This window comes from Nonomuraea lactucae (assembly GCF_003313395.1).
In the GTDB taxonomy this organism is placed as follows: domain Bacteria; phylum Actinomycetota; class Actinomycetes; order Streptosporangiales; family Streptosporangiaceae; genus Nonomuraea; species Nonomuraea lactucae.
Genome location: NZ_QNFZ01001033.1, coordinates 1 through 19924, shown reverse-complemented (window position 1 = coordinate 19924; position 19924 = coordinate 1). Strand labels below are relative to the sequence as shown.

Genomic DNA, 19924 nt, shown 5'->3' with positions numbered 1-19924 from the left:
GATCTCTCCGAAAAGGGCCTCTTACCTGGCTGGTCGGGGTGGCGGGATTTGAACCCACGACCTCTTCGTCCCGAACGAAGCGCGCTGCCAAGCTGCGCTACACCCCGGCGCACGCCATCTTGCGCGTGCTTGGGAAAGTCTAGCGGACTTCCTGTGTGCTCGTGACCCGTCAGCGCCTGGGAACCAGGGTCAGCAAGGAGGCCTCCGGGAAGCAGGCGAAGCGGACCGGGGAGTACGGCGAGGTGCCGAGGCCGGCGGAGACGTGGAGCCAGGCCGAGTCGTGGCGGCTCAGGCCCTTCACACGTGCCCGGTCGATGCCGCAGTTGGTGACCAGGGCGCCGTAGAAGGGGATGCAGAGCTGGCCGCCGTGCGTGTGGCCGGCGAGCAGCAGTTGGTAGCCGTCGGCGGCGAAGCGGGTCATGTTGCGCGGCTCCGGCGAGTGCATGACGCCGAGGCGCAGGTCGGCGTCGGCCGGGGCGGGGCCGGCCACCAGGTCGTAGCGGTCGCGGTCGATGTGGGAGTCGTGGATGCCCGCAACCGCCACGTCGAGGTCGCCGACCTTGACGCGGGCCGTGGTGTTGTTCATGTCGAGCCAGCCCTCGGCGGCCATGCCGGCGCCGAGCTCTTCCCAGGGCAGGCTGGGGACGTGCTGGCGGCGGTCGTTCTTGGAGGTGCGCCAGAGGTAGCGGGCGGGGTTCTTCGGCCGGGGGGCGTACAGGTCGTTGGAGCCGTAGACGAACAGGCCGGGGCGGGACAGCAGCGGCTCCAGCGCGTGGAGCAGCGCCGGGACCGCGTCGGGGTGGGCGATCGAGTCTCCGGTGTTGACGACCAGGTCGGGTTCGAGCGAGCCGAGGGAGCGCACCCAGTCGATCAGCATGCCGCGGCGCGGCGTCAGATGCAGGTCGGACAGGTGGAGGATGCGCACGGGACGCTGGCCGCGCGCCAGCACGGGGACGTCGAAGCGGCGCAACCGGAACCAGTTGCGCTCCACGACCGAGGCGTAACCCAGCCCGGCCAGGCCGAGACCGAGCATGGACAGTGGCAGTGCGACGGCTTTCCTCACGTACTCATGATGCCCGACGCCGGACACGGGTGGCCCGCCCAGACGGCAAGATGGACGGCATGAGCGCATTGAAGGAAAAGCTGAAGGCCGATCTCACGGCCTCGCTGAAGAGCCGGGACGAGGTGCGTCTCCGGACGATTCGGATGGCACTGGCCGCGGTGAACGTCGAGGAGGTCGCCGGCAAGGAGGCCAGGCAGCTCTCCGACGACGAGATCATCAAGGTGCTGACCAAGGAGGCCAAGAAGCGGCGCGAGGCCGCGGAGGCGTTCGGCAACGCGGGGCGCGCCGAGCAGGCCGAGGCGGAGCTCGCAGAGCAGGCGGTGCTGGAGGAGTACCTTCCCGCGCAGCTCTCCGACGAGGAGCTCCAGGGGCTCGTCGAGGAGGCCGTCGCCGAGACGGGCGCGTCGGGGCCGCAGGCGATGGGGCAGGTCATGAAGGCCCTCAACCCGAAGGTGGCCGGGCGGGCCGAGGGCGGGCGGGTCGCGGCGGCCGTCCGCGCGCGCCTCTCGCGGTAGCCGCTGTCCGCGCGTCTCGCGGTAGCCACTAGCCACTAGCCACTAGCCGCTGGCCACAAGCCGCTAGCCACTAGCCGCTGGCCGCTGGCCGCTGGCCGCTCCCAGGGTGTCGATGTCGCCGTCGGCACCCTGCGCCGTCTTCGGGTCGCCTGTGGGTTTTTTCGGGTCAACAGCGGATATGTCATGTGACAAGGGGCTTACAAAACGTGACATAGGGGGATTCGATGGACCCGTACCCGCTGATCTCGGATCATGGACTGATCGGCGACCTGCAGACCTCGGCACTGGTCACGACGGACGGCACGATCGACTGGTTCTGCTGTCCGCGCTTCGACTCGCCGAGCGTGTTCGCGTCGCTGCTCGACAGCCGGCGCGGCGGGCGGTTCCAGATCGCCCCCACGCGCGACGACTACGTCAGCAGGCAGCTGTACTTCCCCGACACGGCGATTCTGATCACCAGGTTCATGACGCCGGACGGCGTCGGTGAGGTCCTCGACTTCATGCCGATCGAGGCTCCCGAGCGCGCCACCGAGCGGCACCGGCTCGTCCGGCTGGTGCGCGTCATCCGCGGGCAGATGGAGTTCGCGCTCGCCTGCGAGCCGCGCTTCGACTACGGCAGGGCCACGCACGAGGTCGAAGGCAGGGGACGGCACGTCGTGTTCCGTTCGCCGGACCTGCGGCTGTCCCTCCAGGCGACGATGGACCTGGAGGTCAGGGACGCTGACGCGCACGCGACCTGGAGCCTTCGCGCGGGCGAGATCGGCGGGGCGGTGATCGAGTCGGCGGCTGAGGAGAAGCCACCCCTGCTCGACCGGCACGATGTCGTCACGATGTTCAACGCGACCGTTCGCTTCTGGCGTGACTGGCTGGGCCGCTCGACCTACCGCGGCCGCTGGCGGGAGATGGTGCGCCGCTCGGCGATAACGCTCAAACTCATGACGTACGCGCCCACCGGGGCGCTCGTGGCGGCGCCGACCACGAGCCTTCCCGAGCAGATCGGCGGCGAGCGCAACTGGGACTACCGCTACACCTGGATCCGCGACGCCTCCTTCTCGGTGTACGCGCTGCTCGGGCTCGGCTACACGGACGAGGCGGCGGCGTTCGCGACCTGGCTTCGCGACAGGGTGGGCGAACGGGCGGGCAACGACTCCGGGCCGCTCCAGATCATGTACCGCATCGACGGCACGCCCGACCTGGAAGAGGAGATCCTCGACCATCTGGAGGGCTACAAGGGCTCGCGTCCGGTACGGATCGGCAACGGCGCGTACGACCAGCTCCAGCTCGACATCTACGGCGAGGCGATGGACTCGGTGGACCTGGCCGACAGCCGCGGGCTCATGGTCGCCCACCAGGGGTGGCAGAACCTGTGCGAGGTCCTCGACTGGCTCTGCGACAACTGGGACCGGCCGGACGAAGGCGTGTGGGAGACCCGCGGAGGCCGCCAGCACTTCGTCTACGGACGCCTCATGTCCTGGGTGGCGATGGACCGCGCGCTGCGCATGGCGGACCGCCGCGGCCGTCCGGGCGACGTCGACCGCTGGAGGGCGGCCCGCGACGACATCTACCGCCAGATCATGGAGAAGGGCTGGAACCAGAAGCGCGGCGCGTTCGTCCAGCACTACGCCACCGACGTGCTCGACGCGGCGAACCTGATGATGCCGCTGACCGGGTTCATCGCTCCGCGTGACCCGATGTGGCTGTCGACTCTCGACGCCATGCGGCACGAGCTGGTCGAGGACAGCCTCGTCTACCGCTACGACCCCAGCGCCTCCCCTGACGGGTTGCGCGGGCACGAGGGCACGTTCTCCATCTGCACGTTCTGGTACGTGGACGCGCTCGCCCGCTCGGGGCGCCTCGAAGAGGCCCGCCTGACGTTCGAGAAGATGTTCACCTACTCCAACCACCTGGGCCTGTACTCCGAGGAGATCGGCCCGTCAGGCGAGCAGATCGGGAACTTCCCGCAGGCGTTCACTCACCTGTCGCTGATCAACGCCGCGATGAACCTGGACTTCCAGCTCGACCACGGGCCGGGCTGGGTCGATCTGACCGCCGAGACCCTCACCGCCGGACCACGGTGACGCGCCCCGAGGCGTGACGGTCAGTTGGCGGGCTGCTGCATCTGATCGGTCGGGGTGCCCTGGCCGGGCCGGTTGCGACGGTTGTCGCCCCGGCCGCGACGGCCGTCGCCGTTGCCCTGGTCGTCGGTCGGGTCGCCGAAGTCGTCGAGCTGGTCGTCGAGCTTCGGATCCTCGTCCTCCTTCTTCTTCGGCTTGGGCGCGCAGTTGTCGCCACAGCCGCCGAAGCGCTCATGGTTGACGGGGGTGAACTCGGCCGGCTCGACGCCCTTGAGCGCCGAGATCATCGAGTCCTTCCAGATGCGGCCCGAGATCGACGCGCCGTACACGTAGGGGTAGTACTGCCCGCCGATCCTGATGCCGATCAGCTTGTGGGTGAACGCGCCGCGCGGGTCGCCGAGGCTGACCGCGCTGGCCAGGTTGGGGGTGTAGCCGGCGAACCAGGCGGCCGTGTAGTCGTCGGTGGTGCCGGTCTTGCCGGCGGCGTCGCGGCCGATGCCGCCGACCTCCCGCATGGTGCCCTTGGTGAACACGCCGGACAGGATGCCGGTCACCGCGTCGGCGACCTCCGGGTCCATGACCTTCTCGCACTTCGGCTTGAACTGCTTGACCTGGCCGTTGCGGTCCTTGATCTCCGTGATCGCCAGCGGCTTGCAGTATTGGCCGCGGGAGGCGAAGACGGCGTAGGAGTTGGCCACGGTGACCGGGTCGACCTCGTTGATGCCGAGCGTGAACGTCTCGAACTCGCCGAGCTTGTTGCCGTCGGCCCGCTTGAGCCCGAGCCGCTTGGCCAGCTTGACGGTCTCGCAGAGCCCGACCCGCTCCTCAAGCTTCATGAAGAAGGTGTTGACCGAGCCCCAGGTGCCGGACTCCAGGGTCTTGAAGCCGCCGCCGCCCTCGCTGGAGTTGCGCACCGGATGCTTGGGATCGCCGACCCGGTTGCCCTTGCAGTCGCGGAAGGAGCTGTAGCCGGGCGCGTAGTAGGTGGAGCCCGACGGGAAGCCGTCGCCGTACTTGAGCCCCGACTCCAGCGCCGTGGCCAGTGTGTACGCCTTGGCGGTCGAGCCCTGCTGGAAGCCGGTGCCGCCGCCGTGCCTGCTGTCGGCGACGACGTTGTAGCTCATCTCGTTCTTCTTCTTGCTGTTGCCGAACTGTCGTGAGGCGGCCATGGCCTTGATCTCACCGGTGCCCGGAACGATCATCGCCTGGGAGGCGACGGGCTTGTCCTTGGAGCTGACGAATTTCTTGATCGCCTTCTCGGCGGCCCGCTGCATCTTGGGGTCGATCGTGGTCTTGATCTCCAGGCCACCGCGCTGGAGCAGCTTCAGGCGCTCCTGCGGGGTCTTGCCGAAGCTCTCGTTGCTGAGCATCTCGTGCTGGACGTACAGGCAGAAGTACGGGAACTCGCTCTCCTCGCAGCCGCCCCGGACCGCGGTGTCCTTCCAGCCGAGCTTCTGGGCCTTCGCCTCGGCGGCCTGCTGTTGCGTGATCTTGCCCAGCTCCGCCATCCGGTCGAGCACGACGTTGCGCCGGTCGAGCAGGAGCTGCCGGGACTTCTTGCTCACGTTGGGGTCGGTGCGGTTGGGGTTCTGCACGGCGCCGGCGAGCGTGGCCGCCTCGACGAGGCTGAGCTCGGAGGCGGGCTTGTCGAAGTAGCGCCTGGCCGCCGCCTGGATGCCGTGCGCGCCCGCGCCGAAGTAGGCGATGTTGAAGTACTTCTCCAGGATCTGGTCCTTGGCGTACTTCTTCTCGATCGCCATGGCGTAGCGCAGCTCTTTGATCTTGCGGGAGACGGTCGGCGCGATGGCCGCCGCCTGCTCCTCGGGCGTCTCGGCCGAGTTGAGCAGCACCTGCTTGACGTACTGCTGGGTGATCGACGAGCCGCCCTGGGAGACGCCGCCGGACGACATGTTCTTCAGCAGGGCGCGGGCCGTGCCCTCGACGTCGATCGGGCCGTGCTCGTAGAAGCGGAAGTCCTCGATCGAGATCAGCGCCGTCCGCATGATGGGCGCGACCTTGTCGAGCGGCACCGACTGGCGGTTCTCGTAGTAGAACTGCGCGATCGTCTTGCCTTTGGCGTCGCGCAGCAGCGTGCGCTCGGGCAGCGGAGGCTCGGGGAGATCCTCCGGCTTGAGATTGAGCTCCTCCATCGCCGCCTTGGCGGTGACGCCCGCGCCGCCGACCGCCGGTAGGGCGATGGCCGCGGTGAGCACGCCGGCGGCCGCGCCGGCGGCGATCAGCCGCGCGATGTTGAGGACGGCGGAGGAACGATCTTTGTCCTGAGCTTGCACAGGACCAAGGGTACGTCGAAAGAGTGACCTTATCGGTAACGAAGCACCATTTCGCCTTGACTGGTGGGGGTGACTAGTCATTCCCGGTCAACACTGCCACGAGAAATTGGTCCTCTGGGGTCTGTCGGCCCGAACGTCTCGTTGCGTACGTTCTCCTCTGCGGCAACTGAATACGGAGGCTCGGCGCCCGCGCCCGTCGGCCCCAAATGACGACTGACCACCTAAGGGGAGTGGGGTCGAAAAATGTGGATCACGGATTGGACCTCCCGTGCCGCCTGTCGAGGTGCGGACCCGGACGCTCTGTTCGTCCAGGGGGCCGCTCAGAACAGGGCCAAGCTGATCTGCCGAGGATGCCCGGTCCGTACCGAATGCCTCGCCGATGCGCTGGACAACCGCATCGAGTTCGGGGTGTGGGGCGGTATGACCGAACGCGAGCGTCGAGCGCTGCTGAGGCGCCGGCCCGACGTCGAATCGTGGCGCGACCTGCTCGAGTCCGCCAAGGAAGAGTACGAGCGCACCAATGAGCTGATCGCGGGCTGATCGGCCCGCGAGCACGGCCGGCGGACCTCGCCGGCCGTACTCATGCGCTCGCCAGGAGCTCCCCGATCCGGCGCAGGCCCGTCAGGTCGTGGACGTCCTCCGTCATGGCGCGGACCTGGACGACCGGGACCGTCGGATGCGCGGAGACGAAGTGCTCCTGCTCCCGGTGCTCGCGAGCCGCGAGCTGCATCCTGCCGGAGTGCAGCCGCAGCACGGCGGCGGTCAGCTCGTGCTCGCCCCGGGACTCCAGGTCTTCGGCTGCGGCGGCGCTGCGGGCCGCGGACAGCCTCGGCGCCGGAGACTCGTGCACCCGGTTGACCACCAGCCCCGCGAGGGGCATGCGCTCCTCGGCGAGCCGCTCGACGAAGTAGGACGCCTCGCGCATCGCGTCGCGTTCGGGCGCCGCCACCACGACGAACGCGGTGCCGGGCGCCTGCAGCAGCTTGTACGTCATCTCCGCGCGCTGCCTGAACCCGCCGAAGACCGCGTCGAGCGCCGACACGAACGTCTGCAGATCCTTGATCACCTGCGCGCCGAGCAGCTTGGTCATCGCGCCGGCCACGAGCCCGAACCCGGCGTTGAGCAGCCGGAACGCGCTCCGCCCGCCGGCCTTGGCCGGAGCGGTCAGCAGCCGGATGAACTTGCCGTCGAGGAACCGCCCGAGCCGCTCGGGCGCGTCGAGGAAGTCGAGCGCGGAGCGCGACGGCGGCGTGTCGACGATGATCAGGTCCCACTCGTCGGAGCGGCGGAGCTGGCCGAGCTTCTCCATCGCCATGTACTCCTGCGTGCCCGCGAAGCTGGACGACAGCGACTGGTAGAAGGGGTTGGACAGGATCTGCGCGGCGCGTACGGGGTCGGCGTGCGCCTCGATGATCTCGTCGAACGTGCGCTTCATGTCGAGCATCATCGCGAAGAGCTGCCCGCCGCTCTCGTGCGAGCTGACCAGGCGCGGCGTGTTGTCGAGCTCGGTGAGCCCCATCGACTGCGCCAGCCGCCTGGCCGGGTCGACGGTCAGCACGACCGCGCACCTGCCGCGCTCGGCGGCCCGCAGGCCCAGCGCCGCGGCCGTCGTGGTCTTGCCCACGCCGCCGGCGCCGCAGCAGACGATGATCCGGGTGCCCCTGTCGTCGATGATCGGGTCGATGTCGAGGAGGGTGGGCTTCTTCACGCTGCTCCCTGGGTGCGGATGCTCTCGGCCAGCTCGTACAGGCCGGCCAGGTCGACCCCGTCGGCCAGCAACGGCAGCTCGTAGCGCGGCAGCGACGCCTCCTCCAGCGACTCGCGCTCGGCGCGTTCGATCTCGGTGCGGCGGGCGTGCTCGACGACCTCGTCGGCCAGGGCCTCGGCGACGGCGTCGGCGTCCGCGCCGTTGGCCAGACCGGCCGCTTTGAGCCCCAGCGCCAGCTCGGCGACGTCGAACCGGCCTTTGACAGCCGTGTCAAGAACGGCCTGCGGAAGCTGGGACTCCCGCACCATGTTGATGAAGACGCCGCCGGTCGGCAGGCCCGCCGACCGGAGCTCCTCGATCCCGTCGAGCGTCTCCTGCACCGGCATCTCCTCCAGCAGGGTGACGAAGTGCACGGCCGTCTCGGGGGACTTCACGACGCCGCTCACCAGGTCGGAGTGGTTCTTGATCGGCCCGACCTTGGCCAGGCCCGCCACCTCCTTGGTGACGTTGAGGAAGCGCGTGATGCGCCCGGTCGGCGGGGCGTCCAGCACCACCGCGTCGTAGACCCGCCTGCCGTTCTTGCCGCGCCTGCGCACGGCCTCGGTCGTCTTGCCCGTGACGAGCACGTCGCGGAAGCCGGGGGCGACGGTGGTGGCGAAGTCGACGATGCCCATCTTGGTCAGCGCCCGGCCGGCCCGGCGCATGCCGTAGAACATCTCCATGTACTCGAGCATGGCCTCTTCGGGGTCGACGGCCAGCGCGTAGACGTCGCCGCCCGACGGGGCTACGGCGATCTTGCGCTCCTCGTACGGCAGCGGCGGCAGGTCGAAGATCTGAGCGATGCCCTGCCTGCCCTCCACCTCCACGAGGAGCACCTTGCGGCCGCCCGAGGCGAGCGCGAGGGCGAGGGCGGCGGCCACCGTCGTCTTGCCGGTGCCGCCCTTACCAGTGACGACGTGCAACCGCACGCCGTCCCAATCGGTGTCCCGAGACTCCACGTTTTCGAGGCTACCCAACGGTCACTTGCAGCCACCCGACGCCCACCTTTTGAGATTGCTCACACTATGGTGAGGCCCATGAAGAAATGGGAGTACCTCACGGCCCCCGTGCTGATCCACAACACCAAGATGATCCTCGACAACTTCGGTGCGGACGGCTGGGAGCTGGTCCAGGTTCTGCAGGGTGCCACCCCCGAGCAGCTCGTCGCGTACTTCAAGAGGGAGAAGCAGTGACTCCGGAAGAGAAGATCGCCGAGCTGGGCCTGGTCCTGCCCGGCGTGGTGCCGCCACTCGCCGCCTACGTGCCCGCCGTCCGCACCGGCAACCTCGTCTACACCTCGGGGCAGGTGCCCATGGTCAGCGGCAAGCTGGCGCAGACGGGCAGGCTCGGCGCGGACCTGTCCACCGAGGAGGGGGCCGCGCTGGCGCGCATCTGCGCGCTCAACGCCCTCGCCGCGCTGAAGTCCGAGGCCGGCGAACTGTCGTCCGTCAAGCGCGTGGTGAAGGTCGTCGTGTTCGTGGCCAGCGATCCCGACTTCACCGACCACCCTCAGGTGGCCAACGGCGCCAGCGACCTGCTCGCCGAGGTGCTCGGCCCGGCCGGAAGGCACGCGCGCAGCGCGGTGGGCGTCGCCGCCCTGCCGCTGAACGCCCCGGTCGAGGTGGAGCTGATCGCGGAAGTCATCTAGCGTCCAGATATGACCGGATATGTCACGATGACCGAGTGATGTTCTAGAAGGAGGTCATGTGACTGGTCTGCCGCTCCCGGACGGCCTCGCCGGGCGGGCGAGGGACATCCTCGCCGGACGTGCCGATCCGGTGCCCCCGCACGACGCCGCCACGGTGGTGATCCTGCGCGAGGGGCCGCCGGGCGGCGTGGAGGTCTACCTGCTCCGGCGGAAGTCCACGATGGCCTTCGCCGCGGGGGCGTACGTCTTCCCCGGCGGCTCGGTGGACCCGCGCGACGCCGACCAGGCGGTGGCCTGGGCCGGGCCGTCGCCGGCCGAGTGGGGCAAGGTCTTCGGCGCCGACGAGCGGGTCGCGCGGGGGCTGGTCTGCGCGGCCGTGCGGGAGACGTTCGAGGAGTCCGGCGTGCTGCTCGCCGGGTCCGGGCCCGGCTCCGTCGTCGCCGACACCACCGGAGACGACTGGGAGGCCGACCGGCTCGCGCTCCTCGACCGGAGCCTGGCCTTCGCCGACTTCCTGGCCAGGCGTGGTCTCGTGCTGCGGTCCGACCTGCTCAAGCCCTGGGCGCACTGGATCACGCCGGAGTTCGAGGACAAGCGCTTCGACACCAGGTTCTTCGTCGCCGCGTTGCCCGAGGGGCAGCGCACCCGCGACGTCGACGGCGAGGCCGACCACGTCGTCTGGCAGCGCCCGGCCGAGGCGATCGAGCTGGCGCGCGCGGGCTCCATCTTCCTGATGCCGCCCACCTACCGCACGCTGGACGAGCTGGCCGCGTACGACAGCGTGGGCGCGGTGCTGACGGCCCGGCGCGAGATCGTCACGACGATGCCCAGGGCCGTGGAGGTCGAGGGCGAGATGCGGCTGGTGCTCCCGTGAGCGGGCTGCACATCCCGGTGGGCGGCCCCGACGGGTCACGCACGTCCCACGCCGAGAGCCTGCTCGCGCCCAACCCGTCGCCGATGACCCTCGACGGCACCAACACGTGGATCATCGGCACGATCGACGCCGTCGTCGTCGATCCCGGGCCCGCCGACGAGAGTCACCTGCGCAGGCTCGCGGGCCACCTGAGCGGGCGGCGGGTCACCCAGATCCTGCTCACGCACGGCCACCACGACCACAGCGGCGGCGCCAGGCGGTTCGCCGAGCTCGCCGGCGCGCCCGTGCGAGCCCTGGACCCCAGGCACCGGCTGGGTGAGGAGGGGCTGGGCGAGGGCGACGTGGTGACCGTCGACGGACTCGAGATCCACGTGTACGGCACGCCGGGTCACTCGTTCGACTCGCTCTGCTTCTGGCTTCCCGCGGACCGCGCCATGCTGACCGGCGACACCGTGCTCGGCAGGGGCACCACCGTGATCGCAACCGACGGGCACCTGGCCGACTACCTGCGCAGCCTCGATCGGCTCAGGGCCGCGGCGGAGAGCCTGGAGGCGGTGGCGCTGCTGCCGGGCCACGGGCCGGTGCTGCCCGACCCGATCGGCGCGCTCGACGGCTATCTCGCCCACCGGCGGCAGCGGCTCGACCAGATCAGGGCCGCCCGGCGGGAGGGCGCGCGGACGCCGCGCGAGATCGTGGAGATCGTGTACGCGGACGTGGACCCGGAACTCTGGCCCGCCGCCGAGATGTCGGTGCGGGCTCAGCTCGACTATCTGGAGCGGTTGTAGAGCCGGTCCATGTCGAGGATCACCACGGCCTTGGCCTCGATGCGCAGCCAGCCGCGCTGCGCGAAGTCGGCCAGCGCCTTGTTGACCGTCTCGCGGGAGGCGCCGACGAGCTGGGCCAGCTCCTCCTGGGTGAGGTCATGGTGCACGCGCAGGCCGTCGTCGGTCTTGGTGCCGAACCGCTCGGCCAGATCGAGCAGCTGCTTGGCCACCCTGCCGGGCACGTCGGTGAACACCAGGTCGGCCAGCACGTCGTTGGTGCGGCGCAGCCGCTGGGCCAGCGCGCGCAGCAGGTGGAGCGCCACCTCCGGCCGTCCCGTCAGCCAGGGACGCAGGTCGTCGTGGCCCAGCCCGGCCAGCCGCACATCGGTCAGCGCGGTCGCGCTGGCCGTACGTGGCCTGGGGTCGAAGAGCGACAGCTCGCCGAACATCTCGCTCGGGCCGAGGACGCTGAGCAGGTTCTCGCGGCCGTCGGGAGACTGGCGCGAGAGCTTGATCTTGCCTTCCAGCACGACGTAGAGCCGGTCGCCCGTCTCGTTCTCGTGGAAGAGCGTCTGCCCCTTGGACAGCTGGACCTCCGTGATGCTCGTGCGCAGCGCCGCGGCGCTCTCGCGGTCGAGCGCGGCGAACAGGGGGGCCTTGCCCAGCACATCGTCGGTGTTCACTCTGCCTCCTCTGCTGCCATTGTGACGCACCCCACTTCGGGCGGCGCACATAGGCTATGGGAATGCCCCAAGAGTCAAGGCTCGCCCTCGTCCGTCGCGCACGCCGGATGAATCGCATCCTTGCGGAAACTTATCCCGACGCCCACTGCGAGCTCGACTTCGGTACCCCACTTGAGCTGCTCGTCGCGACGATCCTTTCGGCACAGTGCACGGACAAACGGGTCAACATGGTGACTCCTGTCCTTTTTGCGAAGTATCCCACCGTCGCCGACTACGCCGCCGCCGACCCGGCGGAGATAGAAGAGATCATCCGCTCGACCGGTTTCTACCGCGCCAAGACCAACAACATCATCGGCATGGCGCAGGCGGTCCGCGACCGTTATGGCGGCGAGGTGCCCGGCAAGCTCAAGGACCTGGTCGGGCTTCCCGGCGTCGGCCGCAAGACGGCCAACGTCGTGCTCGGCAACGCCTTCGGCGTGCCAGGACTCACCGTGGACACCCACTTCCAGCGGCTGGTACGCCGTTTCGGCTGGACCGACGAGACCGATCCGGTCAAGATCGAGCAGTTCGTGGGCGAGCTGATCCCCAAGCGCGAGTGGACGGTCTTCTCCCACCGGGTGATCTGGCACGGCCGTCGCATCTGCATCGCGCGCAAGCCCGCCTGCGGCGCCTGCCCGCTGGCCGCCCTCTGCCCCTCGTACGGCACCGGCCCCACCGACGCCGCCGAGGCGGCCAAGCTCGTGAGATCCGGCCCGTTCTCGTAGCCTTCAGCCCGTTCGCGTTGCCCGTAGAAGCGCGTAGCCCGTAGAAGCGCGTAGCCCGTAGAAAGCGCGTAGCCCCTAGGAAGCGCGCAGCCCGTAGGAAGTCCGCGTGCCCCGCCCCTCCCGTCATGACCGGGAAGCCCTCGCGAGGCCGGCGTGTTGGAGATCTCGTGACCATGGTGCCCGACTGGCTCGACAGACTGGCGGCGCAGGCCGTACGTACCTCCGTACCCGACGGGCTGCGCCCGCCCGCCGACGGCGGGAGGCTGGCGGCGGTGCTGCTGCTCTTCGGTGAGGGGCCGCTCGGCCCCGACGTGCTGCTCATCCAGCGCAGCACGCGCGGGCGCAGGCACGCGGGCCAGCCCGCCTTCCCCGGAGGCGGCGTCGATCCCGACGACGGCGGCCCGGTCGAGGCCGCGCTGCGCGAGGCGGCCGAGGAGACCGGGCTCGACCCCGGTGGCGTGACCGTGCTGTGCACCATGCCCGAGCTGTACGTCTGGCGCAGCGACAACCGCGTCACGCCGGTCGTCGGCTGGTGGCGCGTGCCGTCCGCCGTGCATCCGGCCTCGCCCGACGAGGTCGACTCCGTCGAGCGGGTGCCGATCTCCGAGCTGGTCGATCCGGTCAACCGCCTCACGCTCCGCCATCCGAGCGGCTTCGCCGGGCCCGCGTTCCGGGTGCGGGGGATGCTCGTGTGGGGGTTCACCGCGACGCTGCTCGACCGGGTGCTGCACGAGGGCGGGCTGGCGCTGCCGTGGGACGCGAGCAGGGTGGAGCAGATGCCGCCCGACGTCCTCGACCTGGCGGGCCGCGGATAGCCTCTCGCGAGCCGACCCTCAGACGCCCTCAGACGCCCTCCGAACGCCCTCCGAACGCGCTTCGGACGCCCGGGGCTTCAGACGGGGCGGCCGGTGGTCAGGGCGACGCCGAGCGAGGCCCAGTCGGCCACGTCTGAGTCGCTGTCGGCCGCCAGCGTCCGCAGCGCCTCCAGCCCCGCCCGGTCGGGCGGGTCGCCGAGCACGTGCTGGAGCGCGTACGCCGCGCCGTACCTCACCCGGGAGTCCTCGTGGGCGGCGAGCGCGATCACCGACGGCAGCGACCGAGGGTCGCCGAGGTGGCCGAAGGCGATGAGCACCGAATAGAGGACCATCGCGTCGCCCTCGCTGGCCGCCATAAAGCGCAGGACGGGCAGCGTGCGGTCCACGAACGGGCCGAGCATGCCCATGATGTCCACCCCGAGCAGGCGCTCCTCGACCCCCTCAGCCGCGCACAGCCTTCTGGCCTCGATGAACGACTCCAGGTCGGCCCGCTCCCGCAACACCGAGATCACGTGCCACCGCACCGGCCCGTCGGGATCCGTGTCGGCCAGAGCGGCCTCGACGAGACTGCGCACTGATCCATCGGGTGACGGCATACGGCCCAAGGTAGCCAGCAGGGTGACACCATCCTGGCCGAAGACGTGCACACTTGACCCTGTCGCTGGCTACCTTTGAAGCGTGCGCGGTGATCTGCTCGACCTCATATTGATCGGCCTCGTGATCGCCTTCGGCATCTCCGGCTACCGTCAGGGCTTCATCATCGGCGTGATGAGCTTCGTGGGGTTCGTGGGCGGCGCCGTGCTCGGCGTGTTCATCGCACCCCCGATCTCCAAGGCCGTGGTCGACGGCGACACCCCGCAGGCGCTGCTCGCGATCGTGATCGTGTTCCTGTCGGCCACGATCGGCCAGTTCGCGTCCTCGACGATCGGCGCCGTCGTGCGCAGCCACGTGACCTGGGAGCCCGCCAAGGTCGCCGACGCGGTCGGCGGCACGTTCGCCAGCGCGCTGTCCGTGCTGGTGATCGCCTGGCTGATCGGGTCGCTGATCGTCTCGACGTCGTTCACGCCGCTGGTCGAGCAGGTGAAGAACTCCATGCTGCTGACCACGGTCGACGACGCGATCCCCACGGCCGCGCGCAACTGGCAGCAGCCGTTCAAGAAGTTCATCGACCGCTCGGAGTTCCCGCCGGTCTTCGACGCCATCGGCGCCGGCCAGCTCGGGGGCGACGTGCCGCCCGCGCCGCGCAGCATCCTGCAGGGCGCCAGGCTGGGGCGCGCCCAGCGGGCCATCGTCAAGGTGCAGGGCAACGCCGAGAGCTGCAACAAGCACATCGAGGGCACCGGCTTCGTCTACGCCAAGGACCGGATCATGACCAACGCCCACGTGGTGGCGGGCGTGACGCGCGACCTGCAGGTCCTCGACTCGGAGAACAAGCGCCACCCGGCCACCGTCGTGCGCTACAACCCGCAGCGCGACATCGCCATCCTGTACGTCCCCGGGCTCGACCTGCCGCAGCTCAGCTTCGAGGCCGACGCCGACAAGGGCGACAACGCGATCATCGCCGGGTTCCCCAAGGGGCAGGGCTTCACCGCCGAGCCGGCCCGCATCCGCAGCCGGCTCGACGCCGAGGGGCCCGACATCTACCGCAGCACCAACGTCACCCGCCAGGTCTACGCGGTCCGCGGCAAGGTGCTGCCGGGCAACTCCGGCGGGCCGCTGCTCACGGTCGACGGACGCGTGTACGGCGTGATCTTCGCGGCGGCGATCAGCCAGGAGGAGACCGGCTACGTGCTCACGGCCGCGGAGGTCAGGCCCGACGCCGACCAGGGCCGCAACGACACCTCACCGGCCAGCACCCAGGTCTGCGACTAGCCCTCCGGACCCACGGTCAGGCCGGGAGCCTGTCCAGGATGAGCTCGATGGCCTGCCGGGGTTCGCTGTCGTGCCCCAGGGCCGAGGCCGCGCGCCCGACCGCGTCGTACGGCTCGCCGTACGACTGCACGCGGGCGGCGCCCCTGCTGAAGAGGGTCAGCGCCCCGCGCCCGTTGCCGCGCTGCAGGTGGGTGAGGCCCACGCAGATCTGGGCGAGGCCCTGCCACAGTTCGCGCTCGTCCTCGGGCGCGCACTTCCAGCGGCCCTCGAACACCTCGTGCGCGTTGAACGGCAGGCCCTCGCCGAGGAAGCGGCGGCCGTCGGCCAGTGCCTGCTCGGTGGTTGGGGCGTAGTCGTCGGGAACCCTGGGCACGCCGGGGGAGCCGTGCGGCAGCGGCCTGCCGAAGGCGTCGCGCGGCCTGGCGCTGCGCGGCCTGCCCTGGGGATCGCGGTCTCTCATCGGTCGGGCTCCGGGTCGGACAGCCAGCCGATCAGCTCGGCGTCGAACGTGTCGGGAAGCTCCTCGTGCGGGAAGTGGCCGGCCCCTTCGAGCAGCCTCCACCGGTAGGAGGCCGCGACGTGGCGGCCCGAGCCCTGAGCGGTGCGCGGCAGGATGCAGGTGTCGAGCGCGCCGTGCAGTTGCAGGGTGGGCGCCTCGATCTCGGTGCGCATGATCCTGGCGTAGCGCCGCCCGTCGGGCCGCAGCTGCGAGCGGCCGAACCAGCGGTGATACTCCAGCGCGCAGTGGGCGACGGTCGGGATCCGGAACGCCTCGCGATAGACGCTGGCCGTCTCGGGATCGGGCCAGCCCGGACGGGACCACTCGCCGAGCAGCCTGCCGACCATCAAGGCGCCCTTGCGGGTGAGCCTCGACTCAGGCAGCCACGGCAGCTGGAATCCCAGCCGGTGGCTGCTCGCCTTGAGCTGGCCGAACGGGTCGGTGAGCAGCGCGCCGCGCATCCGTACGGGATGGGGGGCCGAGACCGTGACCAGGCGGCGCACGCACTTGGCGTCGAGCACCGCCATCGTCCAGGCGAGCAGCCCGCCCCAGTCGTGGCCGACCACGATCGCCCCCGTCTCGCCGAGCGCGCGGATCAGCCCGGTGGCGTCGCTCGCCAGCGTGGGCAGGTCATAGCCCCGGGGCGGCTTGTCGCTGCCGCCGTAGCCGCGCAGATCGACCGCCACCGCCCGGTAGCCGGCCGCAGGGAGCGACTCCAGCTGGTGCCGCCAGGTCCACCAGAACTCCGGGAACCCGTGCAGCAGCAGCACCAGCGGCCCGTCACCCGCCTCGACGACGTGGAAGCGGGTGCCTCCGGCGTGCACCTGCCGGTGCTTCCACGGGCCGTCGATCTGGACGACCGACTCGTCAGGTGCCATCACGGACCACCGGCTCCCGATGGAGCCCCACCTGCCCTGCCCCGGGCTCCTCCGGTGAGGCGATCTCCCTGAGACCCTTGATCGACCTGGTGGTGCGCTTCATGCCGGCCAGGCCCTTGAGCCTGCGAACCCCCACGAAGACGAGCAGACCCGCGACCAGCAGGTAGAAGACGGTCACGATGAGGAAGGCGGCCCAGGCGGGCAGCCACTGGGCCAGCGCGTACGCGATGGTGAACGAGGCGAGGATCAGGCACAGGTGCGCCATGAACGCGGCGGCGGCGAACAGCCCACCGGCCGTGCCGACCCGCTTGGCGTCGAACCTGAGCTCGGCCTTGGCCAGCTCGATCTCGGAGCGGACCAGCGTCGAGATCTGATCGCTCGCCTGGGCGACCAGGGAGCCCAGAGATTCTTCCTCGGGAGTCTGCGGCATGAACGTCTCCTATCGAGGCCTGGTGGCCCTGTCAAACATCATCCAGCGTATTTGCGCCGATTGCGCACCCGCGGGCCGTATGTGCTCGCGGTCCGCGCTTTGGGGGCGCGGGCGCCTGGTGTGGGCGCCTGGTGTGGGCGCTCGGTGTGGGCGCTTGGTGTGGACGCTCGGTGCGGGTGCTCGGTGTGGGCGCCTGGCGCGGGCGCCGTCCGGATCGGTCGCGCGTCCCCGCCGCTGTGCTCGCCGGACGATCTCCCGTTCTCCCCGGCTCTTCGCTGGTCGGGAACTTCCCGAGCGGCGGCGCCGCCAAACGAACAGCCCATGCAGCCTGCTCCGACCACAAGGGCCGCCTACCCGGACTCTCGGGATAAGCGGCCCTTCGACGTGCGGGCGTCAGTCCTCGGATTTGGCGCTGGGGAGCTTCTCCGAGATGAGGTTCATCACGGTGCTGTCGGCCAGGGTGGTGACGTCGCCGATGTTGCGGTTCTCGGCCACGTCGCGGAGCAGCCGCCTCATGATCTTGCCGGAGCGGGTCTTCGGCAGCTCGGGCACGACCAGGATCTGGCGCGGCTTGGCGATCGGGCCGAGTGTCTTGGCCACGTGGTTGCGCAGGTCGGCCGCGATGTCCTCGCTCTCCTCAGCGCTGCCGCGCAGGATCACGAACGACACGATGGCCTGGCCGGTCACCGGGTCGGTCGCGCCCACGACCGCCGCCTCGGCCACCTTCGGGTGGCTGACCAACGCGCTCTCCACCTCGGTCGTCGAGATGTTGTGGCCGGAGACGAGCATGACGTCGTCAACCCGGCCGAGCAGCCACAGGTCGCCGTCATCGTCCTTCTTGGCGCCGTCGCCGGGGAAGTACATTCCCTCGAACCTGCTCCAGTAGGTGTCGACGTAGCGCTTGTCGTCGCCCCAGATCGTGCGGAGCATCGACGGCCACGGCTCGCGCACCACGAGGAAGCCGCCGCCGCCGTCGGGAACGCTGTTGCCCTGCTCGTCCACCACGTCGGCGACCACGCCGGGCAGCGGGCGCATCGCGGCGCCGGGCTTGCCGTGCGTGACGCCGGGCAGCGGGCTGATCATGATCGCGCCCGTCTCGGTCTGCCACCAGGTGTCCACGACCGGGCAGCGCTCGCCGCCGATGTGCTCGCGGTACCAGACGTACGCCTCGGGGTTGATCGGCTCGCCCACCGAGCCCAGCAGGCGCAGGCTCGACATGTCGAACTTCGCGGGGATGTCGTCGCCCCACTTCATGAACGTCCGGATCGCCGTCGGCGCGGTGTAGAGGATCGTGACCTTGTGCTTCTGGACGATCTCCCAGAACCTGCCCCGGTGCGGGGTGTCGGGCGTGCCCTCGTAGATGACGCTGGTCGCGCCGTTGGCCAGCGGGCCGTACACGATGTAGGAGTGCCCGGTCACCCAGCCGATGTCGGCGGTGCACCAGTAGATGTCGGTCTCGGGCTTGAGGTCGAAGACCGCGTGGTGGGTCCAAGCGGTCTGCGTCAGGTAGCCGCCGGTGGTGTGCAGGATGCCCTTCGGCTTACCGGTCGTGCCGCTGGTGTAGAGGATGTAGAGCGGGTGCTCGGCGTCGTGCGGCTCGGCGGTGTGCTCCTCGCTCTGGCGGTCGACTAGGTCGTGCCACCAGACGTCCTTGTCGCCGACGGCCACGTCCTGGCCCGTACGCCGTACGACGAGGACCTTTTCCACCTGCGGGCACTCGGCGACGGCCTCGTCCACCGTCGGCTTGAGCGCGCTCGGCGCGCCGCGGCGGTAGCCGCCGTCGGCGGTGATGACCAGCTTGGCGTCGGCGTCGTCGATCCGGCTCTTCAGCGCGCTGGCGGAGAACCCGCCGAACACCACCGAGTGGATCGCGCCGATGCGGGCGCACGCCAGCATCGCGATCGGCAGCTCGGGGATCATCGGCATGTAGATCGCGACCCGGTCGCCCTTGCCGACGCCCAGCTCCTCCAGCGCGTTGGCCGCCTTCGACACCTCTCTCAGGAGGTCGGAGTAGGTGAGCGTACGGGTGTCGCCCTCCGGCTCGCCCTCCCAGCGGTAGGCGACCTTGTCGCCGCGGCCCTCCTCGACGTGGCGGTCCACACAGTTGTAGGCGACGTTGAGCTCGCCGCCGACGAACCACTTGGCGAAGGGGGCGTTCCATTCCAGGGTGGTCTCCCACCGCTTGGACCAGGCGAGCCGGTCGGCAGCCCGTTCCCAGAACGCGAGACGATCGGCGGACGCCTCGTCATATGCCGCTTCGGTCACGTTCGCGGCCGAGGCCAGCTCGTCCGGTGGTGCGAACCGGCGGTTCTCCTGTAGCAGGTTCGACAGCGCCTGGGGTTCGGTGCCAGGTGTCTCCGGGGCCACCTCGTGCTCCTTCATTGTGCCGGATTGGATCGGTCGTGTCCCACTTCACCAGGTCACAACCCCTGCACACAAGAGGTCTAGACAGGTCCGTACCGAGATCGTTGGGGGCACGATCCCCTTATCGGATTGACGTGACAATGGCTGCGCAACCGTTGTCAACTCGAAATACAGCATTACTGGAACGGGCCAAAATGGAGTCCGCTGGAAGAGCCATTTATGCGGCTCTCGGTGGCGCGCTCGTTCACGCTAAGCAGCGGCCTCCTGCTGGAGCCTCCCCTACCCGCGGGTAAGGTCGGGTCCGTGAGTGACCCACTGGCCGTCATCGCGGAGCTCCCCGGCGTGCCCGAGGCGGTGGAGGAGGCGCGGAAGGCCGTCGACGGGCTGTACCGTCACCGGGTGCTGCGCCGGGCCAGCCCAGCCGTCTCCGCGGAGTCGTCCCTGCGCGGGGCCCGCGCGTCGGCGGCCATCGAAGGCGCCGACTTCCCGCTCGACGCCGTCAGGCGGGACGAGGTGCGCGACCCGGTCGTCCAGGGCGCGCTGCGCGCGTCCGCCGAGCTGGGACGCTTGGGCCCCACCTGGCGCAAGGCCCCCCGGCAGGTGCTCGCCCGCCTGCACACGGTCGCGGCCGCCGGCCTCGCC

The 19924-nt window shown here is 70.1% G+C and carries 20 protein-coding genes, 1 tRNA gene and 1 pseudogene; 11 read left to right on the top strand and 11 right to left on the bottom strand.

What is annotated here, in order from left to right; genetic code table 11:
* Positions 1-30 precede the first annotated feature (30 nt).
* Positions 31-107 (bottom strand) — tRNA-Pro (locus tag DQW85_RS38660).
* 62 nt (positions 108-169) lie between these two features.
* Positions 170-1033, bottom strand: a complete 864-nt coding sequence (locus DQW85_RS38655; protein ID WP_113704695.1) for a metallophosphoesterase — start codon at positions 1031-1033, stop codon at positions 170-172.
* Between the two features lie 89 nt (positions 1034-1122).
* Between DQW85_RS38655 and DQW85_RS38650 the strand changes: the two genes are divergently transcribed.
* A complete protein-coding gene (locus DQW85_RS38650; RefSeq protein ID WP_113704699.1) occupies positions 1123-1578 on the top strand; it encodes a GatB/YqeY domain-containing protein in 456 nt (151 codons plus the stop codon).
* A gap of 224 nt (positions 1579-1802) precedes the next feature.
* Positions 1803-3656: a glycoside hydrolase family 15 protein gene (locus tag DQW85_RS38645; protein WP_113704694.1), complete on the top strand. Its 1854-nt coding sequence runs from the start codon at positions 1803-1805 to the stop codon at positions 3654-3656.
* Between the two features lie 20 nt (positions 3657-3676).
* On the opposite strand, the gene DQW85_RS38640 is transcribed toward DQW85_RS38645, so the two are convergent.
* Complete coding sequence (locus DQW85_RS38640) at positions 3677-5944, bottom strand: transglycosylase domain-containing protein (protein ID WP_240197706.1); 2268 nt, start codon at positions 5942-5944, stop codon at positions 3677-3679.
* 243 nt (positions 5945-6187) lie between these two features.
* On the opposite strand from DQW85_RS38640, the gene DQW85_RS38635 reads away from it, so the two are divergent.
* Positions 6188-6484 (top strand): WhiB family transcriptional regulator, encoded by a 297-nt coding sequence (locus DQW85_RS38635; RefSeq protein ID WP_030506755.1) that lies wholly within the window; start codon positions 6188-6190, stop codon positions 6482-6484.
* Between the two features lie 40 nt (positions 6485-6524).
* Here DQW85_RS38635 and bagB read toward each other — a convergent pair whose 3' ends face one another.
* Positions 6525-7652 carry an ATPase BagB gene (gene bagB / locus DQW85_RS38630; RefSeq protein WP_113704692.1) on the bottom strand — a complete coding sequence of 376 codons (1128 nt, stop codon included), beginning with the start codon at positions 7650-7652 and terminating at the stop codon, positions 6525-6527.
* On the bottom strand, positions 7649-8650 hold the full coding sequence (gene bagA, locus DQW85_RS38625; protein ID WP_205315729.1) for an ATPase BagA: 1002 nt from the start codon (positions 8648-8650) through the stop codon (positions 7649-7651). Before bagA ends, bagB begins: the two co-directional genes overlap by 4 nt.
* Before the next feature lie 78 nt (positions 8651-8728).
* Between bagA and DQW85_RS46220 the strand changes: the two genes are divergently transcribed.
* The 4 genes from DQW85_RS46220 to DQW85_RS38610 all read left to right on the top strand — a co-directional run bounded on the left by DQW85_RS46220 (position 8729) and on the right by DQW85_RS38610 (position 10998).
* The gene (locus tag DQW85_RS46220; RefSeq protein ID WP_205315728.1) at positions 8729-8884 is read left to right on the top strand and encodes a Sp36 family protein; all 156 of its coding nucleotides are present in this window, start codon (positions 8729-8731) and stop codon (positions 8882-8884) included.
* Positions 8881-9339, top strand: coding sequence for a RidA family protein (locus DQW85_RS38620; RefSeq protein ID WP_205315727.1), 459 nt, complete (start codon positions 8881-8883; stop codon positions 9337-9339). The genes DQW85_RS46220 and DQW85_RS38620 overlap by 4 nt, the downstream gene beginning before the upstream one ends.
* Positions 9340-9406: 67 nt before the next feature.
* A complete protein-coding gene (locus DQW85_RS38615) occupies positions 9407-10213 on the top strand; it encodes an NUDIX hydrolase (protein ID WP_113704698.1) in 807 nt (268 codons plus the stop codon).
* Positions 10210-10998 carry an MBL fold metallo-hydrolase gene (locus DQW85_RS38610; protein ID WP_113704689.1) on the top strand — a complete coding sequence of 263 codons (789 nt, stop codon included), beginning with the start codon at positions 10210-10212 and terminating at the stop codon, positions 10996-10998. The genes DQW85_RS38615 and DQW85_RS38610 overlap by 4 nt, the downstream gene beginning before the upstream one ends.
* Here the strand turns inward: DQW85_RS38610 and DQW85_RS38605 are convergent.
* Positions 10980-11711, bottom strand: coding sequence for a Crp/Fnr family transcriptional regulator (locus DQW85_RS38605; RefSeq protein WP_113704688.1), 732 nt, complete (start codon positions 11709-11711; stop codon positions 10980-10982). The two genes, DQW85_RS38610 and DQW85_RS38605, sit on opposite strands and share 19 nt — an antisense overlap.
* A 5-nt stretch (positions 11712-11716) precedes the next feature.
* Here DQW85_RS38605 and nth point away from each other — a divergent pair, with 5 nt between their 5' ends.
* Both nth and DQW85_RS38595 read left to right on the top strand, forming a co-directional pair.
* Positions 11717-12424: an endonuclease III gene (gene nth / locus DQW85_RS38600; RefSeq protein WP_205315725.1), complete on the top strand. Its 708-nt coding sequence runs from the start codon at positions 11717-11719 to the stop codon at positions 12422-12424.
* Between the two features lie 173 nt (positions 12425-12597).
* Complete coding sequence (locus DQW85_RS38595) at positions 12598-13239, top strand: NUDIX hydrolase (RefSeq protein ID WP_113704696.1); 642 nt, start codon at positions 12598-12600, stop codon at positions 13237-13239.
* A gap of 77 nt (positions 13240-13316) precedes the next feature.
* Here DQW85_RS38595 and DQW85_RS38590 read toward each other — a convergent pair whose 3' ends face one another.
* Positions 13317-13814, bottom strand: coding sequence for a HEAT repeat domain-containing protein (locus DQW85_RS38590; protein WP_240197705.1), 498 nt, complete (start codon positions 13812-13814; stop codon positions 13317-13319).
* Positions 13815-13917: 103 nt separating this feature from the next.
* Between DQW85_RS38590 and DQW85_RS38585 the strand changes: the two genes are divergently transcribed.
* On the top strand, positions 13918-15111 hold the full coding sequence (locus DQW85_RS38585; RefSeq protein WP_113704686.1) for a MarP family serine protease: 1194 nt from the start codon (positions 13918-13920) through the stop codon (positions 15109-15111).
* 16 nt (positions 15112-15127) lie between these two features.
* On the opposite strand, the gene DQW85_RS38580 is transcribed toward DQW85_RS38585, so the two are convergent.
* The 4 genes from DQW85_RS38580 to acs all read right to left on the bottom strand — a co-directional run bounded on the left by DQW85_RS38580 (position 15128) and on the right by acs (position 19300).
* On the bottom strand, positions 15128-15571 hold the full coding sequence (locus tag DQW85_RS38580) for a DUF309 domain-containing protein (RefSeq protein WP_113704685.1): 444 nt from the start codon (positions 15569-15571) through the stop codon (positions 15128-15130).
* A complete protein-coding gene (locus DQW85_RS38575; RefSeq protein ID WP_113704684.1) occupies positions 15568-16488 on the bottom strand; it encodes an alpha/beta fold hydrolase in 921 nt (306 codons plus the stop codon). Before DQW85_RS38575 ends, DQW85_RS38580 begins: the two co-directional genes overlap by 4 nt.
* A complete protein-coding gene (locus DQW85_RS38570) occupies positions 16478-16918 on the bottom strand; it encodes a phage holin family protein (protein ID WP_113704683.1) in 441 nt (146 codons plus the stop codon). Before DQW85_RS38570 ends, DQW85_RS38575 begins: the two co-directional genes overlap by 11 nt.
* Before the next feature lie 393 nt (positions 16919-17311).
* Entirely contained in the window at positions 17312-19300 is a 1989-nt protein-coding gene (acs, locus tag DQW85_RS38565) for an acetate--CoA ligase (RefSeq protein WP_113704682.1), read from the bottom strand.
* Between the two features lie 285 nt (positions 19301-19585).
* On the opposite strand from acs, the pseudogene DQW85_RS38560 reads away from it, so the two are divergent.
* Positions 19586-19924 (top strand): annotated as a pseudogene (locus tag DQW85_RS38560) (oxidoreductase); the annotation flags it as partial.

Excerpts from the sequence above, each read along its gene's own strand:
- DQW85_RS38655 (WP_113704695.1), bottom strand. The coding sequence starts at position 1,033 with ATGCTCGGTCTCGGCCTGGCCGGGCTGGGTTACGCCTCGGTCGTGGAG.
- DQW85_RS46220 (WP_205315728.1), top strand. The coding sequence starts at position 8,729 with ATGAAGAAATGGGAGTACCTCACGGCCCCCGTGCTGATCCACAACACC.
- DQW85_RS38595 (WP_113704696.1), top strand. The coding sequence starts at position 12,598 with ATGGTGCCCGACTGGCTCGACAGACTGGCGGCGCAGGCCGTACGTACC.
- DQW85_RS38605 (WP_113704688.1), bottom strand. The coding sequence starts at position 11,711 with ATGTGCGCCGCCCGAAGTGGGGTGCGTCACAATGGCAGCAGAGGAGGC.
- acs (WP_113704682.1), bottom strand. The coding sequence starts at position 19,300 with ATGAAGGAGCACGAGGTGGCCCCGGAGACACCTGGCACCGAACCCCAG.
- DQW85_RS38650 (WP_113704699.1), top strand. The coding sequence starts at position 1,123 with ATGAGCGCATTGAAGGAAAAGCTGAAGGCCGATCTCACGGCCTCGCTG.
- DQW85_RS38645 (WP_113704694.1), top strand. The coding sequence starts at position 1,803 with ATGGACCCGTACCCGCTGATCTCGGATCATGGACTGATCGGCGACCTG.
- DQW85_RS38575 (WP_113704684.1), bottom strand. The coding sequence starts at position 16,488 with ATGGCACCTGACGAGTCGGTCGTCCAGATCGACGGCCCGTGGAAGCAC.
- nth (WP_205315725.1), top strand. The coding sequence starts at position 11,717 with ATGGGAATGCCCCAAGAGTCAAGGCTCGCCCTCGTCCGTCGCGCACGC.
- DQW85_RS38570 (WP_113704683.1), bottom strand. The coding sequence starts at position 16,918 with ATGCCGCAGACTCCCGAGGAAGAATCTCTGGGCTCCCTGGTCGCCCAG.
- DQW85_RS38635 (WP_030506755.1), top strand. The coding sequence starts at position 6,188 with ATGTGGATCACGGATTGGACCTCCCGTGCCGCCTGTCGAGGTGCGGAC.
- DQW85_RS38580 (WP_113704685.1), bottom strand. The coding sequence starts at position 15,571 with ATGAGAGACCGCGATCCCCAGGGCAGGCCGCGCAGCGCCAGGCCGCGC.